This is a genomic window from Myceligenerans xiligouense, assembly GCF_003814695.1.
Lineage (GTDB): Bacteria > Actinomycetota > Actinomycetes > Actinomycetales > Cellulomonadaceae > Myceligenerans > Myceligenerans xiligouense.
Window position 1 is genome coordinate 4,333,601 of record NZ_RKQZ01000001.1, and the last position, 19,231, is coordinate 4,352,831.

Here is a 19,231-nt window from a genome sequence, read left to right on the forward strand (position 1 = left end):
GACACCCCGCCGACGGCGTGTCGACCTCAGCGGATCGTTGACCGCTCGGCCGTGGCACGGCAGGCTCACACCTAAGCCGATCCCTGGAGGAGCCATGCCGGACGACGCCGGCCGTACACCCGAGTGGGAGCAGATCGTCGCGCGCTTCGCGCGGTTCTCCGGCGTCGTCGGTGAGGTGCACGACCCTCTCACCTGGGGGCTGTACCTGGTCGACGAGGAGATCACGGGCGCGGCGGACCCGGCCGACCCCACGGAGGAACGCTTCGTCCGCGGCTACCGCACCGTGGCGGGCGAGGCCCTGGAGGTGGAGACGCTCCGCGTCGCCGCGCCCCGCGACCACATCGACGACATCGTCCGGGCGGCGTGCAGTGGCGCGCTCGCGGCCCCCCTGCACGCCGACATCGACCCGGACGCGACCGCACAGGCCACGGACCCGATCGACTTCGCCGAGGCCTACCAGGACTACCGCACGGCCATGCGCGCCATCGTGGCCGAGGTCGACCAGGTCCCGAGCGGGCCGCTCGAGTTCCTGGTCGACGGCCGCCCGCGCGGCGGGACGGCAGTGACGGTGCGCGACGTCACCGCGATCTACGCGCCGACCACCGACCGCGCGCTCATCGTCACCGGCCCGGCAGGCCTGGTGGACCGCATCGACGTGGTGACCCGCCCGATCCGGAACATCAAGCACGGCGAGGACGGCCCGCACTTCTGACAGGTAGGGCTCCTACCTGCCGCCCGCCGGTTCCGCCGGGTACTCCGCGGGCTTCTTCCCGAGCTCGATCGCGAGCTCGCGACGCTGCGCCAGGACGTCGTCGCGTTCCTCGTCGCGCTGGCGCAGTGCGTCCTGCTGCGACTCGGGCGACAGGTGGTCCCAGTAGAGCGTGCCGTCGAGGTGCTGCGTCTCGTGGATGAAGGCGCGCGCCAGGAAGCCGGACCCGGTGAGCTGCACGGGAGCGCCGTCGCGGTCCACACCTCGCACCGTCGCCGCACCCGGGCGCGGCAGGGGCTCGTAGGCGCCCGGGACCGAGAGACAGCCCTCGTCCTCCTCGATGAGCTCGGCGTCCGGATCCGTCTCGAGTTCCGCGTTCAGCACGTGGCCCACGTGCCGGTCCCCGCGCGAGTCCGTCACGTCGTAGACGAACACGCGCAGGTCGGAGCCCACCTGGGTGGCGGCGAGGCCGACGCCCTGGGCGACCTCCATCGTGGCGAACATGTCGTCCACGAGCCGGTTCAGCTCGGGCGTGGAGAACTCGGTCACCTTGCGGGTGGGGGTGTGCAGCACCGGTTCCCCGATCTCCGTGATCCGCAGCACGCGTCCCCGGCGCGCCTCGGGGACCTGCGCCGGATAGTCCTCGACCGGCTCGCCGAGCAGATAGGTGACGGGCTTGCGCCGTCCGAAACTCCACATGGAGAAGGAGCCTAGTCGGCCACGCCACGCGGCTCCCGTCAGGCCGTGACCGGTTCACTCCGGTGCGCGCGGCGGATCACCAGCGACATGACCGCCGCCCCCGCGCACAGCACCCCCGCGCCGTACCAGACCAGGTCGTAGGAGCCCGTGGTGTCGCGTACCAGGCCGCCCAGCCAGGTGACGACGCCGGCCCCGACCTGGTGGGACGCGAGCACCCAGCCGAACACGACGGGCGCCTCCTCACCGTAGATCTCCCGGCACAGCGCCAGGGTCGGCGGCACGGTCGCGACCCAGTCCAGACCGTAGAACACGATGAAGAGGATCATCGGCGGATCGACCGTCGGCGCCAGCAGCGTCGGCAGGAACAGGAGGGCGACGCCGCGCAGCGTGTAGTACACGCCGAGCAGCGCGCGCGGGGAGAAGCGGTCGGTGAGCCAGCCGGAACCGATCGTCCCGATGATGTCGACGACGCCGATCACCGCCAGCAACGAGGCGGCCACCGTGATGGGCATCCCGTGGTCGTGCGCGGACGGCACGAAGTGGGTGCGCACCAGCCCGTTCGTCGTCGCGCCGCAGATCGCGAAGGCCCCGGCCAGGAGCCAGAACACCGGCGTGCGCGCGGCGCGCACGAGCGCCGAGACCGTGCGCCGGGCGACGCCGCGCCGGGGCGGCGGCTTCGGCGCGAACTCGTCGCTCCCGTAGGGCGCGAGGCCGACGTCGGCCGGGTGGTCCCGCAGCAGGAGCAGCACCAGCGGCATGACCAGTGCGCAGGCGAGTGCGACGACGATCGACGCCGCCCGCCAGCCCTGGTTCTCGACCATCCAGGCGAGCAGGGGCAGGAAGACGAGCTGGCCCGACGCCGTGGCGGCCGTCAGCACACCGCTGACCAGACCCCGTCGCCTCACGAACCAGCGCTGGGTGACCGTCGCGGTGAACGCCAGCGCGAGCGCGCCGCTGCCCAGGCCCACCATCACGCCCCAGGCGAGCACGAAGTGCCAGGGCTCGGTCATCCAGATCGTGGAGAACGCCCCGAGCGCGATGACCGAGAGCGCCACCGCCACCACCGGCCGGATCCCGAAGCGGTCCATGAGCGCGGCGGCGAACGGGGCCGTGATCCCGTACAGCACGAGCTGGATCGACAGGCCGGCGCCGATGGTGGCGCGGGACCAGCCGAGTTCGTGGTGCAGCGGCTCGATCAGGAGCCCTGGCGCCGCCGCGAAGGCCGCGGCGCCCAGGATCGTGAGGAAGCTGACCAGGGCGACCCACCAGGCGGGGTGGATCCGCGGCGCGGAACGCGGCGGGCGGGGTGTCCGGCCCGGCGGTCCGGGCTGCGCGGCCGGAGCCGGGGTGTCGGTCTGCGTCATGGCCACAGACTGCGGTGCGGCCGATGCCTGAACCAGTGGCCTGATGGTCGTGTTTCGATAGGATCCGGCCATGGTGAGTCGACAGCTTCCCGGCCACGGCGAATCCGGTGACCGGCCCACCCTCGCGCCCCCGCACCGCGTCGCTGTGCTGATCACCGACGGCTTCATCCCGTTCGAGCTGGGCATCCCGCATCGCATCTTCGGCATCGCACGCACGCCGGACGGACACGAGCCGCTCTACGACGTCGTCACGTGCACCACCCGCGAGCCTCGCGCGGTGCGGTCGGACTCGGACGTGACCGTGCTCGTGGATCACGGCCCGGAGGCGCTCGAGTCCGCCGACACCGTCGTCGTACCGGCCGTCAGGGAGCACGGCACCGCGTTCACGAGCGGGGTCACGGCCCCCGACATGGCGGAGGCGCTCGGCCGGATCCGGCCGGGCGCCAGGATCGTCTCGATCTGCACGGGGGCACTCCAGCTCGCCGGAGTGGGGCTGCTCGACGGCCGGCCCGCCACCACGCACTGGCACTACACCGACCTCATGCGGCAGCTGCATCCCGAGATCCAGGTGAACCCGGACGTGCTGTACGTGGACGACGGCGACGTGCTCACGTCGGCGGGCGTCGCCGCCGGCATCGATCTCTGCCTGCACCTGCTGCGGCGGGACCACGGGACGGCGATCGCGCACGACGTCGCGCGGCGCACCGTGGTGCCCCCGCATCGCGACGGCGGCCAGGCGCAGTACGTCGACCGTCCCGTGCCCGACGCCGACGGACCCGGCACCGCGCCTGCCCGCGCCTGGGCCATGGAACGCCTCCACGAGCCGATCACGCTCGCGGAGATGGCCGGGCACGCCGCGATGTCGGTCCGGACGTTCACCCGCAGGTTCCGCGAGGAGACCGGCGAGAGCCCGGGGCAGTGGCTCGTCCGCCGACGCGTGGACCTCGCCCGACGCCTGCTGGAGGACACGGACCTCGCCGTCGAGCGGATCGCCGCACGCTGCGGCTTCGGCACGGCGCAGTCCCTGCGCGCCCACATGCAGACGACCCTGGGCGTCAGCCCGACCCAGTACCGCCGCACCTTCCGGCCGGCGGCCTGAGCGTCGCGGAGGACCGAGCCGGCGGATCACCCCGTGGTGCGAACAGCTTCCCTTGCGCCGCACCCTCGGCCCGGATAACACTTTGCCTCAGCCGCCCTCGCAGCCGTTGCCGAGAGAGAGGCCACGACATGAAGATCTCCATCACCCAGTTCGTCAGCCTCGACGGCGTCTCCCAGGGACCGGGATCGGCGGACGAGGATCCGAGCGGCGGGTTCACCCGCGGTGGCTGGTTCGTCCCCTATCTCGATGAAGCCTTCGTCCGACAGGCTTCGGACTGGCTCGACCAGGCGGACGGCCTCCTGCTCGGCCGACGCACCTACGAGGCGTTCGCCCGCGACTGGCCCCAGATCCCTGAACCCGACCCGTTCGCCGTGCGGATGAACACTCTGCCGAAATACGTCGTCAGCAACACCCTCGACGAGGGAAGCTGGAACCCGACCACCGTCCTTCGCGGCGACATCGCCGAGACCGTCGGCGCCCTGAGGTCCAAGGACGGACGCGAGGCGCAGGTGCACGGCAGTGCGCACCTTGCCGCATCCCTCTTGGACGCCGGCCTCGTGGACACGCTCCGCCTCGCCGTCGCGCCCGTCGTCGTCGGTCAGGGCAGGCGCCTTCTCGCCGGAAGCGCGGACGCCGGGCTCAGGCTGCGCGAAGAGCGGACCATGCCCTCAGGACTCGTCGTGCTCGAGTACGACGTCACCGGCCCGGCGCCACTCGCCGACTACGAGGGCGTGGCCCCGATCTAGGTGACGGTGCGGCACAGCCAGCCGGCAGGGTTCGCGGTGAAGCCGCCAAGGCTCCCGGTGCCTGAGACGCGGAAAACCCCGCCCGACCGGCGGGATGTGATCCCTGGTCGTGCGGGGTTTTCCGTCGTTGAGCCGCCTGACAGAATCGAACTGTCGACCTGTTCATTACGAGTGAACCGCTCTACCGACTGAGCTAAGGCGGCGTTGCTTCCCGGTGGTGAACCACCCGGCAGCGGCCCCAACAGTACCTGACGTCCGGCCAAGTCAGCAAAGCGAATCGGGTGTGACCTCCGCCGGCCCGATCGCGGCGCGTGAACCGCTCCGCGGCGCGGCGGGCCGTGGGCGCCCGAGCGCGCCACGACCGCCGTCGTCCGTGGTCAGCAGGTCAGCTCGCCGTCCGGGACGGAGCCGTTCACTAGGTAGTCCTCGACGGCGCCGTTGACGCACTCGTTGGAGCGTCCGTAGGCCGTGTGGCCCTCGCCCTGATAGGTCACGAGGAATCCGGAGTCGAGCGTGTCGGCCAGTGCCTCGGACCAGCGGTACGGCGTCGCGGGGTCGTTCGTGGTGCCGATCACCATGATCGGTGCCGCGCCCTTCGCGTGGATGTCGAAATCCTGCTTCACGGCCGGGTACGGCCAGTCCGCGCAGTCCACGCCCGAGAAGCCGAACGACTCGCCGAGTGTGGGCGCGTCCTCGACGATCTCGGCGGCGAGCTTTTTCATCTCCTCCAGGTCCTCGGTGGCACGGCCGTCGGCGCAGTTGATCGCTCGGAAGGCCTCCTCGCTGTTGGAGTTGAAGCTGCCGTCGGGGTTCCGGTCGTTGTAGTTGTCCGCGAGCAGCAGGAGCGTGTCGCCCCGGCCCTCCCAGAAGATCTCCTGCAGCGCCGTGGTGAGGTACGACCAGTTGGCCTCGTTGTACAGCGGCATGGCGACGCCGTAGAACGCGAGCTTCTTCGTCACCACCCGGCCGGACGACGTCGCGATGGGGTGTGCCGCGGCATCGTTCACCATCGACCTGATCTGCTGCAGCCCGACGTCGACGGTGTCCCCGAGCGGGCACTCGGGCCCGGCGATGCAGTCCTCGACGTAGGCCCGCAGGGCGTTCTCGAAACCGACCGCCTGCTCCGCGGCCACCTCGTCGGACGTGAGGGTGATGTCGATGGCGCCGTCGAGCACCAGCCGGCCCGCGTTGCCGGGGAACAGCCCGGCGTACGTGGCACCCAGCTGCGTGCCGTAGGAGTAGCCGAGGTAGTTGAGCTTCTCGTCGCCCAGGGCGGCGCGCAGCATGTCCATGTCGCGGGCCGCGCTCTGCGTGTCCACGTTGCCGAGCAGTTCGCCGGTGTTCTCGGCGCACGCCTGGCCCCATTGGCGGATGGCCTCGATCTGCTGCGCGATGCCCTCGTCGGTGTCCGGGTAGTCGGTGGTGAGGAACTCGTCCTTCGCCTCGTCGTCCACGCAGGTCACCGGCGTGGACTGGCCGACGCCGCGCGGATCGAACCCGACGATGTCGTACTCCGCGCGCAGACGGAAGCCGAAGGTGCTGGTGGACTCCACCAGCCCGATGCCGGAGGCTCCCGGGCCGCCCGGGTTGACCAGCAACGACCCCCGCGGCTCGTCGGTGGTGGCCGGCAGCTTCTTCATCGCGATCTCGATGGTGCCGGCGCCCGGATCCTGCCAGTCGAGCGGGGCGTCGACGGTGGCGCACTGGAAGCCGCCGCACTCGCTCCACTCGACCGCCTGCGTGTAGAAGTCCTCGAACCCGTCGGGCGCACCCGACGCCGCGGCGGTGCCACCACCGGCCCCGCCTCCGGACTTGCCCACGTCCTCGAGCGCCACCTGGTTCTTCGGCGGCACCGCACAGGCCGCGAGCAGCAGGACGGGCACGAGCAGGCAGGCGACGACGGCCGCAGGGCGTCGGGCTGGGCGGATCACCTGGACAACCTATCGAAAATCGCGACCGGCGCCCGCCCGGGCGGGGCAGGATTCACCGCACCCTCACGACGTGTCCGTCGGCTCTCGCGCCCGCCGGCCGCACCCCGTCGCGCCGACCCCGGGCCGGCGTCAGTTCGCGACCCACGCGATCGGCCCGGGCTCGCCGTCCGTCTCCCGGGCCGGGAGGTCCAGCGTGCCCTTGTCGCCGAGGCGCACCGCCACGGCGGAACCGTCCTCGACGCCGTCCGGAACCTGCACGACGCTCGTGGTCGGCACCCAGTCCATCGTGCACATGCCGTCCCGCCGTGGCAGCAGGCCGACGGCGATCTCGCCGTCCTCCTCCGCCGCCGTCGGCTCGGCGATGATCGGACAGGAGCTGGAGTCGTTCGTCACCACGTAGATCAGCCCCGGCTCGGGCGACCACGCCGCGCCGGCCGGCGAGGACGTGCTCCCTTCCACGCCTTCCGGCAGTCCCGTGCCCGTGGCGCCGGCGACCAGCGGGTCGATCTCCGTGGCCGCGTTCTTCGGGCGGAGGTTGCGCGCTCCGTCGTCGTCCATGTCGCTCTCCTCGTCACCGGTGTCTGCGGTGTCCGACGGCGTGCTGCCGGCCGTGGTCTCCTCGTCCGGCGCGGCGGAGGCACCGCCTGTCGTGTCCGCACCGGCACAGCCTGCCAGCAGAACACACGCCAGTACCGCTCCGGCCAGGCCGGTGAACCGCACCCCGCGGGCGTCCGTCGTCGTCGTCGTCATGCCGCGATCCTTCCATCACAGACGGATGTGGTGGGTGACGCTCCGGCCCACACCCCGGAGCGTCACCCACCCCTCCCATGTCTCGTGCCACGGACCGCTTGCACACCAGCGCGGACATTCACCCGATCCGATCAGATCCGGGCCGGGCCGGGCCGGGCCGGAGGAGGCCGCGGCGCCCGGTCGCTCGACCCGGCGTCACCGATCGGCGCGGATCCAGGCCGGAGGCCCCACCGCGCCGGACTCCGGCCGCGGGAGCAGGTCCGTCTTGCCCAGCCCGCCGATCCGGAGCGACACGGTCTCCCCGTGGTCCGCTCCGTCCGGTGCCGCGACCACGGTGGTGGTCGGCACCCAGTCCGCCGTGCACACGGCACCGGGTTCCGGCCCCGAGATCGTGACGTCGATGTCGCCCAGCTCGTCGTCGGCGCCCAGACCGGCGCCCGCCGTGGTGTCGCTCGCCACGGGCTCCGCGATCCGGGGGCAGGTGCTGGACCCGAGCGTCACGACGTACAGCAGCCCCTCGACAGGGGTCCACGCGCCACCGGCGACCGTGGCGCCGGAGTCGTCGAGCTCCACGCCCGGAGGAAGCCCGCGCCTGCTGTGGCCCGGCACGAGAACGAAGAAGTCGTCGGACGACGTCACGCTCCCGCCGTCGGCGGGCAACCGCTCGAAGTGCCCGGACGGCACCGGGCCACCGCCAGGCCCGGCTGCCGGGCCGGCACCGCCCGTCGCGGTCTCCGGGCCGGCCGGGGACGCGGCCGCCGCTCCGGCTCCCCCGGCCAGCAGAGCGAGCGCGAGGCCCGCCCCCACCGCCGTCACCACACGCGGCGAAACATTGCGACCTGCATTCTTCATGGTGTCAACCCCCTGGAATCGCGTCGGGCGCGCCGCATCCGGTCAACGCAACCGCCCGCTACGCCCAGGATGTGCACACTGCTCCACGTTCGGCAGCGAGAGTGCGTTCCGTTGCGCTCGGACTTCCTTGCCCCGCGGGGGCGGTCCGGAGACTGGCCCGTCGTCCGGACCGCCGACGCCGTCGTCCGGCTCTCAGCCGAACCGCAGCTTCGCCGGGGTCACCTCCGGCGCCGCCTTCGTGAGGAAGCGCTTGCGCAGGTCCGCGAACCCGTTGCGGTCGTCGAAGAAGTCGCGGGCCATCTCCGCCAGCTCGATGGTCTGGTGGTACGACAGCGGCTTCGACCGGACCCGCCGCTCGGCGCTTCGCGCCAGCGTCGTCGTCAGCGTGGCCGGCTCGGCGTAGCCGCGGGCGGTCTCGCCGAGCCACTCGTCGAAGGCAGCCATGTCACGCGGGCCGACACCCGAGATCATCCCGATCCGGTCCGCCTCGGCCGCGGAGATCGGGAGCTTGCGGTGCAGCAGGGTGTCGGCGCGCTGCTCGCCGACCCGCTGCGGCAGGGCCCACGAGTGCAGTTCGGAGCCGTAGATGCCCATGTCGTAGTAGGGGTTGAGGATCACGCCGTCGCGGGCCACGGTGACGTCCGTGCACAGGCCCGCCATCACACCACCGGCGCCCGCGTTCGCCGTGAAGGCGGTCATCGTGAGCTGGTCGGCGTTCGCCAGCACGAGGCACAGCTCGTCGATCGCCCAGATGTTCTCCCAGGCCTCGGCAGCCGGATCCGGTGCCGCGTCGATCACGCCGAGGTGGATGCCGTTCGAGAACGCGTACTCCGTGCCGCGCACCACGAGCACCCGGGTGTCCTCCGTGAGGGCCTTCTCGACCGCGCTCGTGAACCGCCGGCACTGCTCCGCGTACATCGCCCCGTTGTAGGAGCGGAGCGTCAGGTAGCCGACGTGCTCGTCGCGCACGTAGGAGGTCTCCGCGAGCGCGTCGGGAACCTTGAGGTAGGGGGTCCGGCTCGTGTCGATCACCCGGGAGGCGGGGAGCTTGGTCCCGCGGCGCTCGGTGAGCGGGGCGGCGTAGCCCACCCAGAGCGTGCCGGTGCCGCAGGCGATGGCGACGGCGTCGACGCTGTGCCCGACGACGGTCCCGGGCACCGCTCCCGTCTCGACGTCCGAGGCGACGGCGTCGTACAGGCACACGCGGCGGCCCTGCACGTCGGCGGGCGCGCCCGGGGCGCTGTCGGCGGCGGCGACGCGGCGGGCGAGCTCCTGGGCCGGCTCGACCCAGTCGATCTCGAAGTCCCTGCGGCGCAGGAGCGGCCGCTCGCCCGTGTCGGCGACCACCCGGAGGCACTGGTCGGCGTCCAGCGGCAGGTCGCCGGCGTCGACCTTGCGCAGCACCTCGTCCACGCACGCCATCGCGGCGTCCGCGACGCGGCTGTTGTAGAGGGCGGCCTTGGAGACGGGTGCGGCGGGCATGTCGAAGACATTCGACGCCCAGACGGGGCCGGCGTCCATCTCCTCGACGGCGGAGAGCGCGGTGACGCCCCACTGCGCGCGCCCGTCGAGGATCGCGTGGTCGAGGGACGACGGCCCGCGGTCCCCCACGGGGCCGGGGTGCACGATCACGGTCGGGTACCTGCGCCAGACCTCCTCGGGCACGCGGTGCTTCAGGAACGGGCACAGGATCAGGTCCGGTGCCGCGGAGTCGACGGCTTCGACCAGCTCCCGCGGCCTGTCGAACGTTCCGGCCAGCTCCACCCCGACGTCGTGGCCATGCTCCCGCAGATGGCACCACACGCGTTGGGTCAAGCCGTTGAATGCTGAGACGAGCAGCAGGATCCGCATCGCGACGGTGGCTCCTTCAAGATTGGGACTGGGCTCGGGGGGTGCCGAGCCGTGAGCCTAGCGAGCGATGCTCATTCCGGACAACACAGGATGTTGATAGCGGTTCGATCAACCCTGTGGGCGCAGTGCGATCGTCATCGCCTCGCACGCGAGCAGCGGCGCCACGTTGCCGTCGAGACGCTGACGGGCCACGGCGATCGCGTCCATGCGCCGGATCGTCTGTTCGGGCGTGGAGTCGCGGGCGAGGTCACGGACCGTGCCCGCCTGTTCCCCGTTGACCGGGTCGACGTCGGCGCCGAGCTGGAGCACGAGCACGTCCCGGTACAAGGACAGCAGGTCGAGCATGGCCCGGTCCAGCACGTCGCGCTGCCGGCGGGTGGCGCGGCGCTTCTGGCTCTCCTCAAGCTGCTTCACCTGGGAGCGCAGCTTCGGGGGCAGCGGTTCGCCGTCGGCCACGCCGAGGGCGCGCAGCAGCTCCGCCTTCTCGGCGGCGTCGCGCTCCTCGGTCGCGGCGGCGGCCTCCTGCTTGGCGACGTCGACCAGTTCACCGGCGGCGAGGACGGCGTCTCCCACGCCACGGATCCGGCGCGCGAGGCCGAGAACGGCGGACCGGCGCTCCCGTGCGCCCGTGTCACGGGCCAGCCGCCGGGCCATGCCGACGTGGCTCTGCGCCGCTCGGGCGGCCGTCAGCGCGACGTCGGGGTCCACGCCGTCGCGCCGGACCAGCAGACCGGCCACGGCCTCGGCGGGCGGGACCCGCAGCACCACCGCCCGGCAGCGGGAGCGGATCGTGGGCAGCACGTCCTGCACCGAGGGCGCGCAGAGGACCCAGACCGTGTGCGGGGGCGGCTCCTCGATCGACTTGAGCAGCAGGTTCGTGGTCCGTTCCGCCATGCGGTCGGCGTCCTCGACCACGATCACCCGCCACCGGCCTTGTGTCGGGGTGCGGGCCGCCGTGCCGACCAGGTCGCGGACCTCGTCGATGGTGATGACCACCTTGTCGGTCGCCAGGAGGGTGACGTCGGGATGGGTGCCGGCCAGCGTCGTGGTGCAGGCGTGGCAGGTTCCGCAGCCGCCCTGTTCGCACTGCAGCGCGGCCGCGAACGCCCGTGCGGCCACGGAACGGCCCGAGCCGGGCGGGCCGGTGAGCAGCCAGGCGTGCGTCATGGCCTCCGGGCGCGTCGCCGACGCGTGCAGCATGGCCACCGCCGACTCCTGCCCCACCACCTCGTCCCAGACGCTCATGCCCGTCCCTCCTGGCCCCGAGGCGCCTGGTCGGTGGCGGCGCGGTTCCCGCTCTCGGTGCCGTGGCGCTCCGCGGCCTCGGTGACCGCCTCGGTCACCACGGGGGTGAGTCCGAGCCGGGCGGCGACATCCACCCGGATCTGCGCCTGGATGTCCTCGACGAGCCGGGCCGCGTCGACGACGATCCAGCGATCCGGGTCGGTTCCGGCGCGACGCAGGTAGGCCTCGCGGGTACGGCGGTGGAATTCCTCGCCGGCGCGTTCCAGGCGGTCCGGCGTCTCGCCGGTGCCGGCGCGGCGCTCCGCCGCGACGGAGGGATCGAGATCGAGCAGCACCGTGGCGTCCGGGAGCAGACCGTCCGTGGCCCACAGCGACAGGTGCTCGACGTCGTCCTCGCCGAGCGTCCGGCCGCCTGCCTGGTAGGCCACCGACGAGTCGAGGTAGCGGTCGGTGATGACCACGGCGCCGCGCTCCAGGGCGGGCCGGATCAGGGACTCCACGTGGTGCGCGCGGTCCGCCGCGTAGAGGAGGGCCTCCGCGCGGGGCCCCATGTCCGCGCCGTGCAGCACGGCGGCCCGCAGCTCCTTGCCGAGGTCCGTGCCCCCGGGCTCGCGCGTGAGCACGACCTCGCGACCGGTCAGGCCGGCCAGCCAGTCGCCGAGCAGGCGCGCCTGCGTCGACTTCCCGACGCCGTCGCCGCCCTCGAAGGAGATGAAGAATCCGGGTGTGCTCACGTCCGCCACAGTAGTCGGGGAGACCGACACCGACGACGGGTGCGGCCACCGGTACGGCCGCGGGGCACCGCGGCCGTACCGGTGAGGCCGCCGGCCGCGAGCGCCGGCACGGCTACTTCTTGGCCGACGACGTCTTCGTGGTCGTCTTCTCCGTGGTCGTCTTCTTGGCCGCGGGCTTCTTGGCCGCGGGCTTCCGCGTCGTCTTCTTCTTGGGACCCTGCGCCCGCTTCTCCTCCAGCAGCTGGATGGCACGCTCGGGCGTGACGGAGTCCGGGGTGAGGTCGCGGGGCAGCGTCCGGTTCGTCTCGCCGTCCGTCACGTACGGCCCGAAGCGGCCGTCCTTCACGACGATCGGCTTCTTGCTGGTCGGGTCCTCGCCCAGTTCCCGCAGCGGCGGGGCGGCGGCCGCGCGGCCGCGGCGCTTGGGCTGCTTGTACAGCTCGAGCGCCTCCTCCAGCGTGACGGTGAACAGGGACTCCTCCGTGGGCAGGGACCGCGAGTCCGTGCCCTTCTTGAGGTAGGGCCCGTAGCGGCCGTTCTGCGCGGTGATCTCCGTGCCGGTCTCCGGGTCGACGCCGACCACCCGGGGCAGGGAGAGCAGCCGCAGCGCGTCCTCCAGCGTGACGCTGTCCAGTGCCATGTCGGAGAACAGGGAGGCCGTCCTGGGCTTCGGCTGCTTCGCGAGCGCGCGTTTGCGCGCCGCCGCCGACAGGCCCGGGTCGAGCTCCGGCTCGGGGAGCTTCTCGGTCACGTACGGCCCGAATCGCCCGTTCCGCGCCACGATCGGGTGCCCGGAGGCGGGGTCCTTGCCGAGTTCGCGGCCGTCGTCGGCGCCGGCGGCGAACAGTTCGCGGGCCTTGGCGACGGTGAGCTCGTCCGGTGCGATGTCGTCCGGGATGCGGGGGCGCACCGGCTTCTCGCCGTCGGGCACCTCGGCCCGGGTGTCCTCCAGGTAGGGGCCGTAGCGGCCCACGCGCACGCGGATGCCCTCGCCGATCTCCACGGAGTTGATCGCCGCCGCGTCGATCTCCCCGAGGTGCTCGACCAGGTCGCGCAGGCCGCCGCCGTGCGCGTCGACCCCCGCGGCGTCCGACGTGCCGTGGGTGGCGTCGGCGCCGGGGCCGTCCTCCCCGAAGTAGAACTCTCGCAGCCACGCCGCACGATGGCGGTCGCCGGCGGCGATCTCGTCGAGGTCGGCCTCCATGGCGGCCGTGAAGTCGTAGTCGACGAGCCGCACGAAGTGCCGCTCGAGCAGCCGGACGACGGCGAACGCCCGCCAGGTCGGCACGAGCGCCTGGCCGCGGCTCCACACGTACTCGCGGTCCTGGATGGTCGAGATGATCGCCGCGTACGTCGACGGGCGGCCGATGCCTCGCTCCTCCAGCGCCTTGACCAGCGACGCCTCCGTGTAGCGGGCGGGCGGGGACGTGCTGTGCCCCTCGGCGGCGAGGTCGCGCCCGGTCAGCGTGTCGCCCTCGGCCATCCGCGGCAGGCGCGTCTCGCTGTCGTTCTTGCTCCCGCTCCTGCCCGACGGCCTGTCGAGGGCGTCCGCGTCCGGGTCGAGATCCCGCGACTCCTCGTAGGCGGCGAGGAACCCGCGGAACGTGATGACCGTGCCCGACGCCGTGAACACCGCCTCGCTGCCCCCGTGCGCGGGTGCGGCGTCCGCGACGTGCGCGCCGAGCCGCACCGTCGCGGTCGACCCCTTGGCGTCGGCCATCTGGGAGGCGACGGTGCGCTTCCAGATCAGCTCGTACAGCCGGAACTGGTCCCCGGCGAGCTCGCCGGCCACCTGCGCCGGCGTGCGGAACGTGTCACCGGCGGGACGGATCGCCTCGTGCGCCTCCTGCGCGCCCTTGTTCTTCGACTGGTACAGGCGCGGCGGGCCGGGCACGTACTCCTGGCCGTACAGTTCGGCGGCCTGGTGACGCGCGGCGTCGGTCGCCTCCTTCGACAGCGACGGGCTGTCGGTACGCATGTAGGTGATGTACCCGTTCTCGTACAGCGCCTGCGCGGTGCGCATGGTCTGCCGCGAACTCATCCGCAGCTTGCGGCCCGCCTCCTGCTGCAGCGTGGACGTGGTGAACGGCGCCGCGGGGCGGCGCGTGTACGGCTTGGTCTCCAGGCTCTTGACCCGGTAGTCCGCGCCGTCGAGGCCGCCGACGACGGCGGTGGCCGCTGCCTCGTCCAGGGCCACCACGCCGGTGCGGACCTTGAGGCGGCCGCGGTCGTCGAAGTCCCGGCCCGTGGCGACCCGGTCCCCGCCGAGCTGTGCGAGCCGGGCGCGGAAGGCGGGCTGGTCGGCGTCGTCGACCACCGCGAACGTTCCCGTGACGTCCCAGTAGCCGGCGGACACGAACGCCATGCGTTCCCGCTCCCGCTCGACGACGAGCCGCGTCGCGACCGACTGCACCCGCCCGGCGGACGTCCCCTTGCCCACCTTGCGCCAGAGCACGGGCGACACCTCGTACCCGTAGAGCCGGTCGAGGATGCGGCGCGTCTCCTGCGCGTCCACGAGGTCCTGGTCCAGCTCCCGCGTGTTCTCCAGGGCCCGCATGATCGCCTCGCGGGTGATCTCGTGGAACACCATCCGCTTGACCGGGACCTTCGGCTTCAGCTCCTGGATCAGATGCCAGGCGATGGCCTCGCCCTCGCGGTCCTCGTCCGTGGCGAGGTAGAGCTCGTCGGCCTCCTTGAGCGCCCGCTTGAGCTCGGTGACCTTCTTCTTCTTGTCCGAGTGGACCACGTAGTACGGATCGAACCCGTTGTCGACGTCGACGGCGAACTTGCCGTACGGGCCCTTCTTCATCTCCGCGGGCAGGTCGCTCGGCTGCGGGAGGTCGCGGATGTGCCCCACACTGGCCTCGACCTCGAAGTCGTCGCCGAGATAGCCCTGGATCTTCCGCGCCTTCGTGGGCGACTCGACGATCACGAGCTTGCGTGGCTGGGGCATCCGTTCCTGCTTCCTGGGGCATCGAGGTGGGCGGGTTCTGGGGCCGGGTCGCCACGTCCCCACGCGACGCCGGAAAAACTCACGGTACGCCACGAGTGGCGACCAGACACTATCGGCGAGACCAGTGTCACGCACCGCCAGGCGCGCCCACAGCCACGACACAGGCTCGCCCCAGCGATCCCCCATCGCCGCGCGAAGACTGGAGTCCATGATCGCCAGCGCGCACCGGGCCACGTCGGGCACCAGGGCCGTCCCGGCCCCCGGCAACCCGCACCTGACCCGCCCGGACGGCTCACCCCTGCGCGTCCTCGTGGTCGACGACGAGCCCAGCATCGCCGAGCTCCTCGCCGCGACCCTCCGCTACGAGGGCTGGGACGTGTCCACCGCAGGAACGGCGAGCGCCGCGACCACCGCCGTCCGCGAGGACGCCCCCGACCTGCTCGTGCTCGACGTCATGCTGCCGGACTCCGACGGCGTGTCCCTGCTCGGCCGCCTCCGTGCCGCCGGCCACGACCTTCCTGTTCTCTTCCTCACCGCGAAGGACGCCGTGGAGGACCGCATCGCCGGCCTCACCGCCGGCGGCGACGACTACGTCACCAAGCCGTTCAGCCTGGAGGAGGTCGTCGCGCGGCTGCGTGGCCTGCTGCGCCGGGCGGGAGCGTCACCGATCCGGCCCGAGTCCGCGGTGGTGGTGGGCGACCTCGTGCTGGACGAGGAGTCGCACGAGGTCACCCGCGGCGGCGCGGAGATCCGCCTCACCGCCACCGAGTTCGAGCTGCTGCGCTACCTCATGCGCAACGCCCGCAAGGTGCTGTCCAAGGCACAGATCCTCGACCACGTGTGGAGCTACGACTTCGGCGGACGCGCCAACATCGTCGAGCTGTACGTCTCCTACCTGCGACGCAAGGTCGACAAGGGGCGCGAGCCGATGATCCACACGCTGCGCGGGGTGGGGTACGTGCTCAAGCCCGCCGCCAGGAGCGACGCGGCAGGGACCGGCACGGCAGGAACCTCGTGACCCACCTGTCCCCCACCCTCCGGGCGCGGCTCGTCGCGATGCTGCTGCTCGTGCTGCTCGCGTTCACCCTCCTGGTCGGCACCGCCTCCACCCTCGCGCTCCGGTCCCAGCTCACCGCCCGCCTCGACACGGAGCTCACCCAGGCCTCCCAGCGGGCGGCCACCCCGCCACCCGCGGCGTTCCGCGCCCGGCTCGGCGAGACGCCGAACGACGACCAGGAACCCTGGGGCACCAGGGAACTACCGGCCGTCCCGTGGGTCGGCCAGAACAGCGGGACGCTCGTGATGGTGTACGACGGCGGCACGGTCTCCCGCGCCGGTTACCTCACCGGCGACGGCGCCTTCACCACCCTGACCGAAGAACAGGTCACCGCCCTCGAAAGCGTCCCCGCCGACGACCGGCCCCACCCCGTGGACGTCCCGGACCTGGGCGCCCACCGCGCGGTCGCCACCACCACCTCCGACGGCGAACCCTCCGTCATCGCCATGCCCACCAGCGACGTCACCGACACGGTGGCGCGCTACATCGCCGTCGAGACGGTGATCGGCACGGGCGGCATGGCCGTCGCGGCGGCCGTCGGAACCTGGCTCGTGCGACGCTCGCTGCGCCCCCTGGACGAGGTCGCCGTCGCCGCGGTGAACGCCTCGGACCTCGAACTCGCCCGGGGCGAGGTCGGCGTGATCCCCCGCGTCCCCGCCGCGCACACCGACGAACGGACCGAGGTGGGCAAGGTCGGCGCCGCCCTGAACCGGCTGCTGGAACACGTCGAGCGCGCCCTGACCGCGCGGCACGCCTCCGAGTCACAGGTCCGCCAGTTCGTCGCCGACGCCTCGCACGAGCTGCGCACACCCCTGGCCTCCGTACGCGGGTACGCCGAACTCGCCCGCCGCCCCGGCACCGACGTCGACCACGCGCTGACCAGGATCGAGGCCGAGTCCACCCGCATGGGCGGACTCGTGGACGACCTGCTGCTGCTCGCGCGCCTGGACGCCGGCCGACCCCTGGAGCAGGCGCCCGTGGACCTCGTGGCGCTCTCGGCGGACGCGGTCGCCGACGCCCATGCCGCCGGGCCCGACCACCTCTGGGAGCTGGACCTGGACGGCGTCCGGACGAACGGCTCCGGCTCCGGCTCGGAAGACGGTGCCGCCGGCGCCGCGGCGGACGACGACGGCCCGCCCGAGGCGGTCGTGCGCGGGGACGAGGCGCGCCTGCGGCAGGTCCTGGCGAATCTCCTGGGCAACGCCCGGATGCACACTCCGGAGGGCACCCGGGTCGTCGTCGCGGTCCGGACGGGACCGGGAGCCGGGGGAGGAGACGGACCGGGTCGGGGAGGCCCGGCCACGCACGCCGTCGTCTCGGTGTCGGACGACGGCCCGGGTATCCCCGGGGACTTGCGCGCCACGCTCTTCCAGCGCTTCACCCGTGGTGACCGGGCACGCGGTCACGCGGGCGGTTCGACGGGCCTGGGGCTGGCGATCGTCACGGCGATCGTCGCCGCCCACGAGGGCGAGGTCGCGGTGGCCGACCGGCCCGCCGGTGAGGGAACCACCATCGAGGTCACGATCCCGTTGGAGCGACCGGCACGGTAGAACGACCGCGACGCACTTCCCCGGCGCCCTGGGCGCCGAGGCGGCACGGCGCGGGTGCGCCGTGCCGCCTCGGGTGCCCTCCGTCCGCCGGGCGGCCGGTCCGGTGGAACCGTGCTCCCGGCGGACGGCGGATCATGGACCGGATCCGGCGTCAGCCCGTGTGGGTGTGGTGCGGCGCCGGACCACCCGGATCACCCGGATCACCCGGATCACGGGGCGTTGTAGCCGCCCGTGTAGGAGCCGGAGCCCGAGTACGCGTCCACGACCCAGCGGTAGTAGCCGGACGAGCCCGAGTAGGTGACGGTCTCGTCGGGCGACGACGTGATGCCCTGCGCGACGGTGCTCCAGCTGCTGCCGCTCCACCGCTGCAGGTACAGGTCGAAGTCCGCGCCGCTCGGTCCGTCGAGGCAGCCCGCGTGCGAGCCCGCGCTCGAGTAGAAGTACCCGCCGCTCGGGTGGGCGTAGGCCGAGCCGGAGGAGGCCGAGCCGGAGAACGACGACTCGTAGTCGGAGCAGTCGTCACCCGGCTCCGGGTCGCCGCCGCCACCACCGTTGGTGATCAGGGAGACTCCCGCGGCGGACAGCGCCTCACCCACCGGCTGGAAGTACGTGGTGCCACCGGAGGAGCAGTTGCCGGAGCCGCCCGACGTCATGCCCTGCGCGAGCGTGCCGGCGAGCAGCGAGCCGCCGGAGTCGCCCGGCTCGGCGCACACGTTGGTGCGGATCAGGCCGTACACGGAGCCCTGGGGATAGGTCACCGTGGAGTTCAGCGCCTGGATGCTGCCGCAGTGCCAGCCCGTCGTCGAACCGGAGCGGCACACGGACGTCCCGACGCCCGCCTGCGAGTAGCCGGAGACGTTCACCGTGCCGCCCGAGTAGTTGTTGACGGCGCCGATGAGCGCGTTGCCGGACGCGACGTCGACGTAACCGTAGTCGTTGCCCGGGAAGCTCGACACCGTGAACGTACCCGTCGGCGAGGTCGTGCTGGCGCCGACGCCGCCGCAGTGGCCCGCGGTCACGAAGCCACCGGTCGCGGCGAAGCCGACGGAGCAACGCGAGGAACCGTTGATGTAGTAGGCGTTGCCACCGACGACGTCGATCAGCGGGCGCGGCTGGGCGTTCGTGACCTCGAAGGTCACGGCGGAGGCCGGGATTCCGGCCTTCCGGATCGCCTTGGCCGCCTTGGCCTTGGCGCCCCGGTGCACGTCGACGACGAGCTGGTTGCTCTCCACGTCCACGTAGAAGGACGGGACGCCCTTGGTGTCCGCGAGGACCTCGTCCAGGTCGGCCTTCCAGCCGTCCAGCGCGTCGAGCGAGTGGTCGACGACGACGGCCTCGGCGCCGGCCTTCTCGACCTGCGCCACCTCGGACTTGTCCGTCACGGCGACGGTGAACGCCTCGGCGCCGTCGACCCAGGATCCGGCGTAGGAGTCCGCCAGGTCCTTGGCCAGCCGGTCGGCGGCGATGTTGGCGTCGGCCTGGAACTCCATGAGCTCGACGGCCTCGGCGGCCTCGAGCCCCAGGTCGCGCTCCATTGCGCGCAGGAGCCCCGGCTCGTACTTGTCGATGGCGTCGGACTCGGGTGCGGGTACCGGTGAGGCGTTTGCGACGGTGGCGGTCCAGAGACCGCCGACGAGCGTCGTGGCAGCGGTGGCTGCGACGAGCGCCCTGGTGCGTGATCGTCTCATGTC

15 protein-coding genes and 1 tRNA gene are annotated in these 19,231 nt (G+C 72.5%); 5 read left to right on the forward strand and 11 right to left on the reverse strand.

The window, feature by feature from the left end:
- The first annotated feature begins 94 nt into the window (after window positions 1-94).
- On the forward strand, window positions 95-712 hold the full coding sequence (locus tag EDD34_RS18880; RefSeq protein ID WP_123815938.1) for a hypothetical protein: 618 nt from the start codon (window positions 95-97) through the stop codon (window positions 710-712).
- 12 nt (window positions 713-724) lie between these two features.
- Here EDD34_RS18880 and def read toward each other — a convergent pair whose 3' ends face one another.
- Window positions 725-1,408 (reverse strand): peptide deformylase, encoded by a 684-nt coding sequence (gene def / locus EDD34_RS18885; protein WP_123815939.1) that lies wholly within the window; start codon window positions 1,406-1,408, stop codon window positions 725-727.
- A 38-nt stretch (window positions 1,409-1,446) separates the two neighbouring features.
- Entirely contained in the window at window positions 1,447-2,772 is a 1,326-nt protein-coding gene (locus tag EDD34_RS18890) for an MFS transporter (RefSeq protein WP_123815940.1), read from the reverse strand.
- Between the two features lie 70 nt (window positions 2,773-2,842).
- Here EDD34_RS18890 and EDD34_RS18895 point away from each other — a divergent pair, with 70 nt between their 5' ends.
- On the forward strand, window positions 2,843-3,871 hold the full coding sequence (locus tag EDD34_RS18895; RefSeq protein WP_123815941.1) for a GlxA family transcriptional regulator: 1,029 nt from the start codon (window positions 2,843-2,845) through the stop codon (window positions 3,869-3,871).
- Between the two features lie 128 nt (window positions 3,872-3,999).
- Window positions 4,000-4,617 (forward strand): dihydrofolate reductase family protein, encoded by a 618-nt coding sequence (locus tag EDD34_RS18900; RefSeq protein ID WP_123815942.1) that lies wholly within the window; start codon window positions 4,000-4,002, stop codon window positions 4,615-4,617.
- 130 nt (window positions 4,618-4,747) lie between these two features.
- Here EDD34_RS18900 and EDD34_RS18905 read toward each other — a convergent pair.
- The 8 genes from EDD34_RS18905 to topA form a co-directional block, all read right to left on the reverse strand.
- Window positions 4,748-4,820: transfer RNA gene (locus tag EDD34_RS18905), tRNA-Thr, on the reverse strand.
- A 174-nt stretch (window positions 4,821-4,994) separates the two neighbouring features.
- The gene (locus EDD34_RS18910; protein WP_170177130.1) at window positions 4,995-6,548 is read right to left on the reverse strand and encodes an alpha/beta hydrolase; all 1,554 of its coding nucleotides are present in this window, start codon (window positions 6,546-6,548) and stop codon (window positions 4,995-4,997) included.
- A 129-nt stretch (window positions 6,549-6,677) separates the two neighbouring features.
- Window positions 6,678-7,298: a hypothetical protein gene (locus EDD34_RS18915; RefSeq protein WP_123815943.1), complete on the reverse strand. Its 621-nt coding sequence runs from the start codon at window positions 7,296-7,298 to the stop codon at window positions 6,678-6,680.
- Window positions 7,299-7,493: 195 nt separating this feature from the next.
- A complete protein-coding gene (locus EDD34_RS18920) occupies window positions 7,494-8,150 on the reverse strand; it encodes a hypothetical protein (RefSeq protein WP_123815944.1) in 657 nt (218 codons plus the stop codon).
- A 192-nt stretch (window positions 8,151-8,342) separates the two neighbouring features.
- Complete coding sequence (locus EDD34_RS18925; RefSeq protein WP_246012567.1) at window positions 8,343-9,965, reverse strand: enoyl-CoA hydratase-related protein; 1,623 nt, start codon at window positions 9,963-9,965, stop codon at window positions 8,343-8,345.
- 144 nt (window positions 9,966-10,109) lie between these two features.
- Window positions 10,110-11,246 carry a DNA polymerase III subunit delta' gene (locus EDD34_RS18930; protein WP_123815946.1) on the reverse strand — a complete coding sequence of 379 codons (1,137 nt, stop codon included), beginning with the start codon at window positions 11,244-11,246 and terminating at the stop codon, window positions 10,110-10,112.
- Window positions 11,243-11,980: a dTMP kinase gene (gene tmk / locus EDD34_RS18935; protein ID WP_123815947.1), complete on the reverse strand. Its 738-nt coding sequence runs from the start codon at window positions 11,978-11,980 to the stop codon at window positions 11,243-11,245. The genes EDD34_RS18930 and tmk overlap by 4 nt, the downstream gene beginning before the upstream one ends.
- Before the next feature lie 112 nt (window positions 11,981-12,092).
- Window positions 12,093-14,933, reverse strand: a complete 2,841-nt coding sequence (topA, locus tag EDD34_RS18940) for a type I DNA topoisomerase (RefSeq protein ID WP_123815948.1) — start codon at window positions 14,931-14,933, stop codon at window positions 12,093-12,095.
- Between the two features lie 208 nt (window positions 14,934-15,141).
- On the opposite strand from topA, the gene EDD34_RS18945 reads away from it, so the two are divergent.
- Both EDD34_RS18945 and EDD34_RS18950 read left to right on the forward strand, forming a co-directional pair.
- On the forward strand, window positions 15,142-15,951 hold the full coding sequence (locus EDD34_RS18945) for a response regulator transcription factor (RefSeq protein ID WP_123815949.1): 810 nt from the start codon (window positions 15,142-15,144) through the stop codon (window positions 15,949-15,951).
- Window positions 15,948-17,540: a sensor histidine kinase gene (locus EDD34_RS18950; RefSeq protein WP_211341639.1), complete on the forward strand. Its 1,593-nt coding sequence runs from the start codon at window positions 15,948-15,950 to the stop codon at window positions 17,538-17,540. Before EDD34_RS18945 ends, EDD34_RS18950 begins: the two co-directional genes overlap by 4 nt.
- A gap of 209 nt (window positions 17,541-17,749) precedes the next feature.
- Here EDD34_RS18950 and EDD34_RS18955 read toward each other — a convergent pair whose 3' ends face one another.
- The gene (locus EDD34_RS18955) at window positions 17,750-19,228 is read right to left on the reverse strand and encodes a S1 family peptidase (protein WP_123815950.1); all 1,479 of its coding nucleotides are present in this window, start codon (window positions 19,226-19,228) and stop codon (window positions 17,750-17,752) included.
- Window positions 19,229-19,231 lie beyond the last annotated feature (3 nt).

Coding starts and splice junctions, on each gene's coding strand:
- EDD34_RS18880 (WP_123815938.1), top strand. CDS start 95: ATGCCGGACGACGCCGGCCGTACACCCGAGTGGGAGCAGATCGTCGCG.
- def (WP_123815939.1), bottom strand. CDS start 1,408: ATGTGGAGTTTCGGACGGCGCAAGCCCGTCACCTATCTGCTCGGCGAG.
- EDD34_RS18890 (WP_123815940.1), bottom strand. CDS start 2,772: ATGACGCAGACCGACACCCCGGCTCCGGCCGCGCAGCCCGGACCGCCG.
- EDD34_RS18895 (WP_123815941.1), top strand. CDS start 2,843: ATGGTGAGTCGACAGCTTCCCGGCCACGGCGAATCCGGTGACCGGCCC.
- EDD34_RS18900 (WP_123815942.1), top strand. CDS start 4,000: ATGAAGATCTCCATCACCCAGTTCGTCAGCCTCGACGGCGTCTCCCAG.
- EDD34_RS18915 (WP_123815943.1), bottom strand. CDS start 7,298: ATGACGACGACGACGACGGACGCCCGCGGGGTGCGGTTCACCGGCCTG.
- EDD34_RS18920 (WP_123815944.1), bottom strand. CDS start 8,150: ATGAAGAATGCAGGTCGCAATGTTTCGCCGCGTGTGGTGACGGCGGTG.
- EDD34_RS18930 (WP_123815946.1), bottom strand. CDS start 11,246: ATGAGCGTCTGGGACGAGGTGGTGGGGCAGGAGTCGGCGGTGGCCATG.
- topA (WP_123815948.1), bottom strand. CDS start 14,933: ATGCCCCAGCCACGCAAGCTCGTGATCGTCGAGTCGCCCACGAAGGCG.
- EDD34_RS18945 (WP_123815949.1), top strand. CDS start 15,142: ATGATCGCCAGCGCGCACCGGGCCACGTCGGGCACCAGGGCCGTCCCG.
- EDD34_RS18955 (WP_123815950.1), bottom strand. CDS start 19,228: ATGAGACGATCACGCACCAGGGCGCTCGTCGCAGCCACCGCTGCCACG.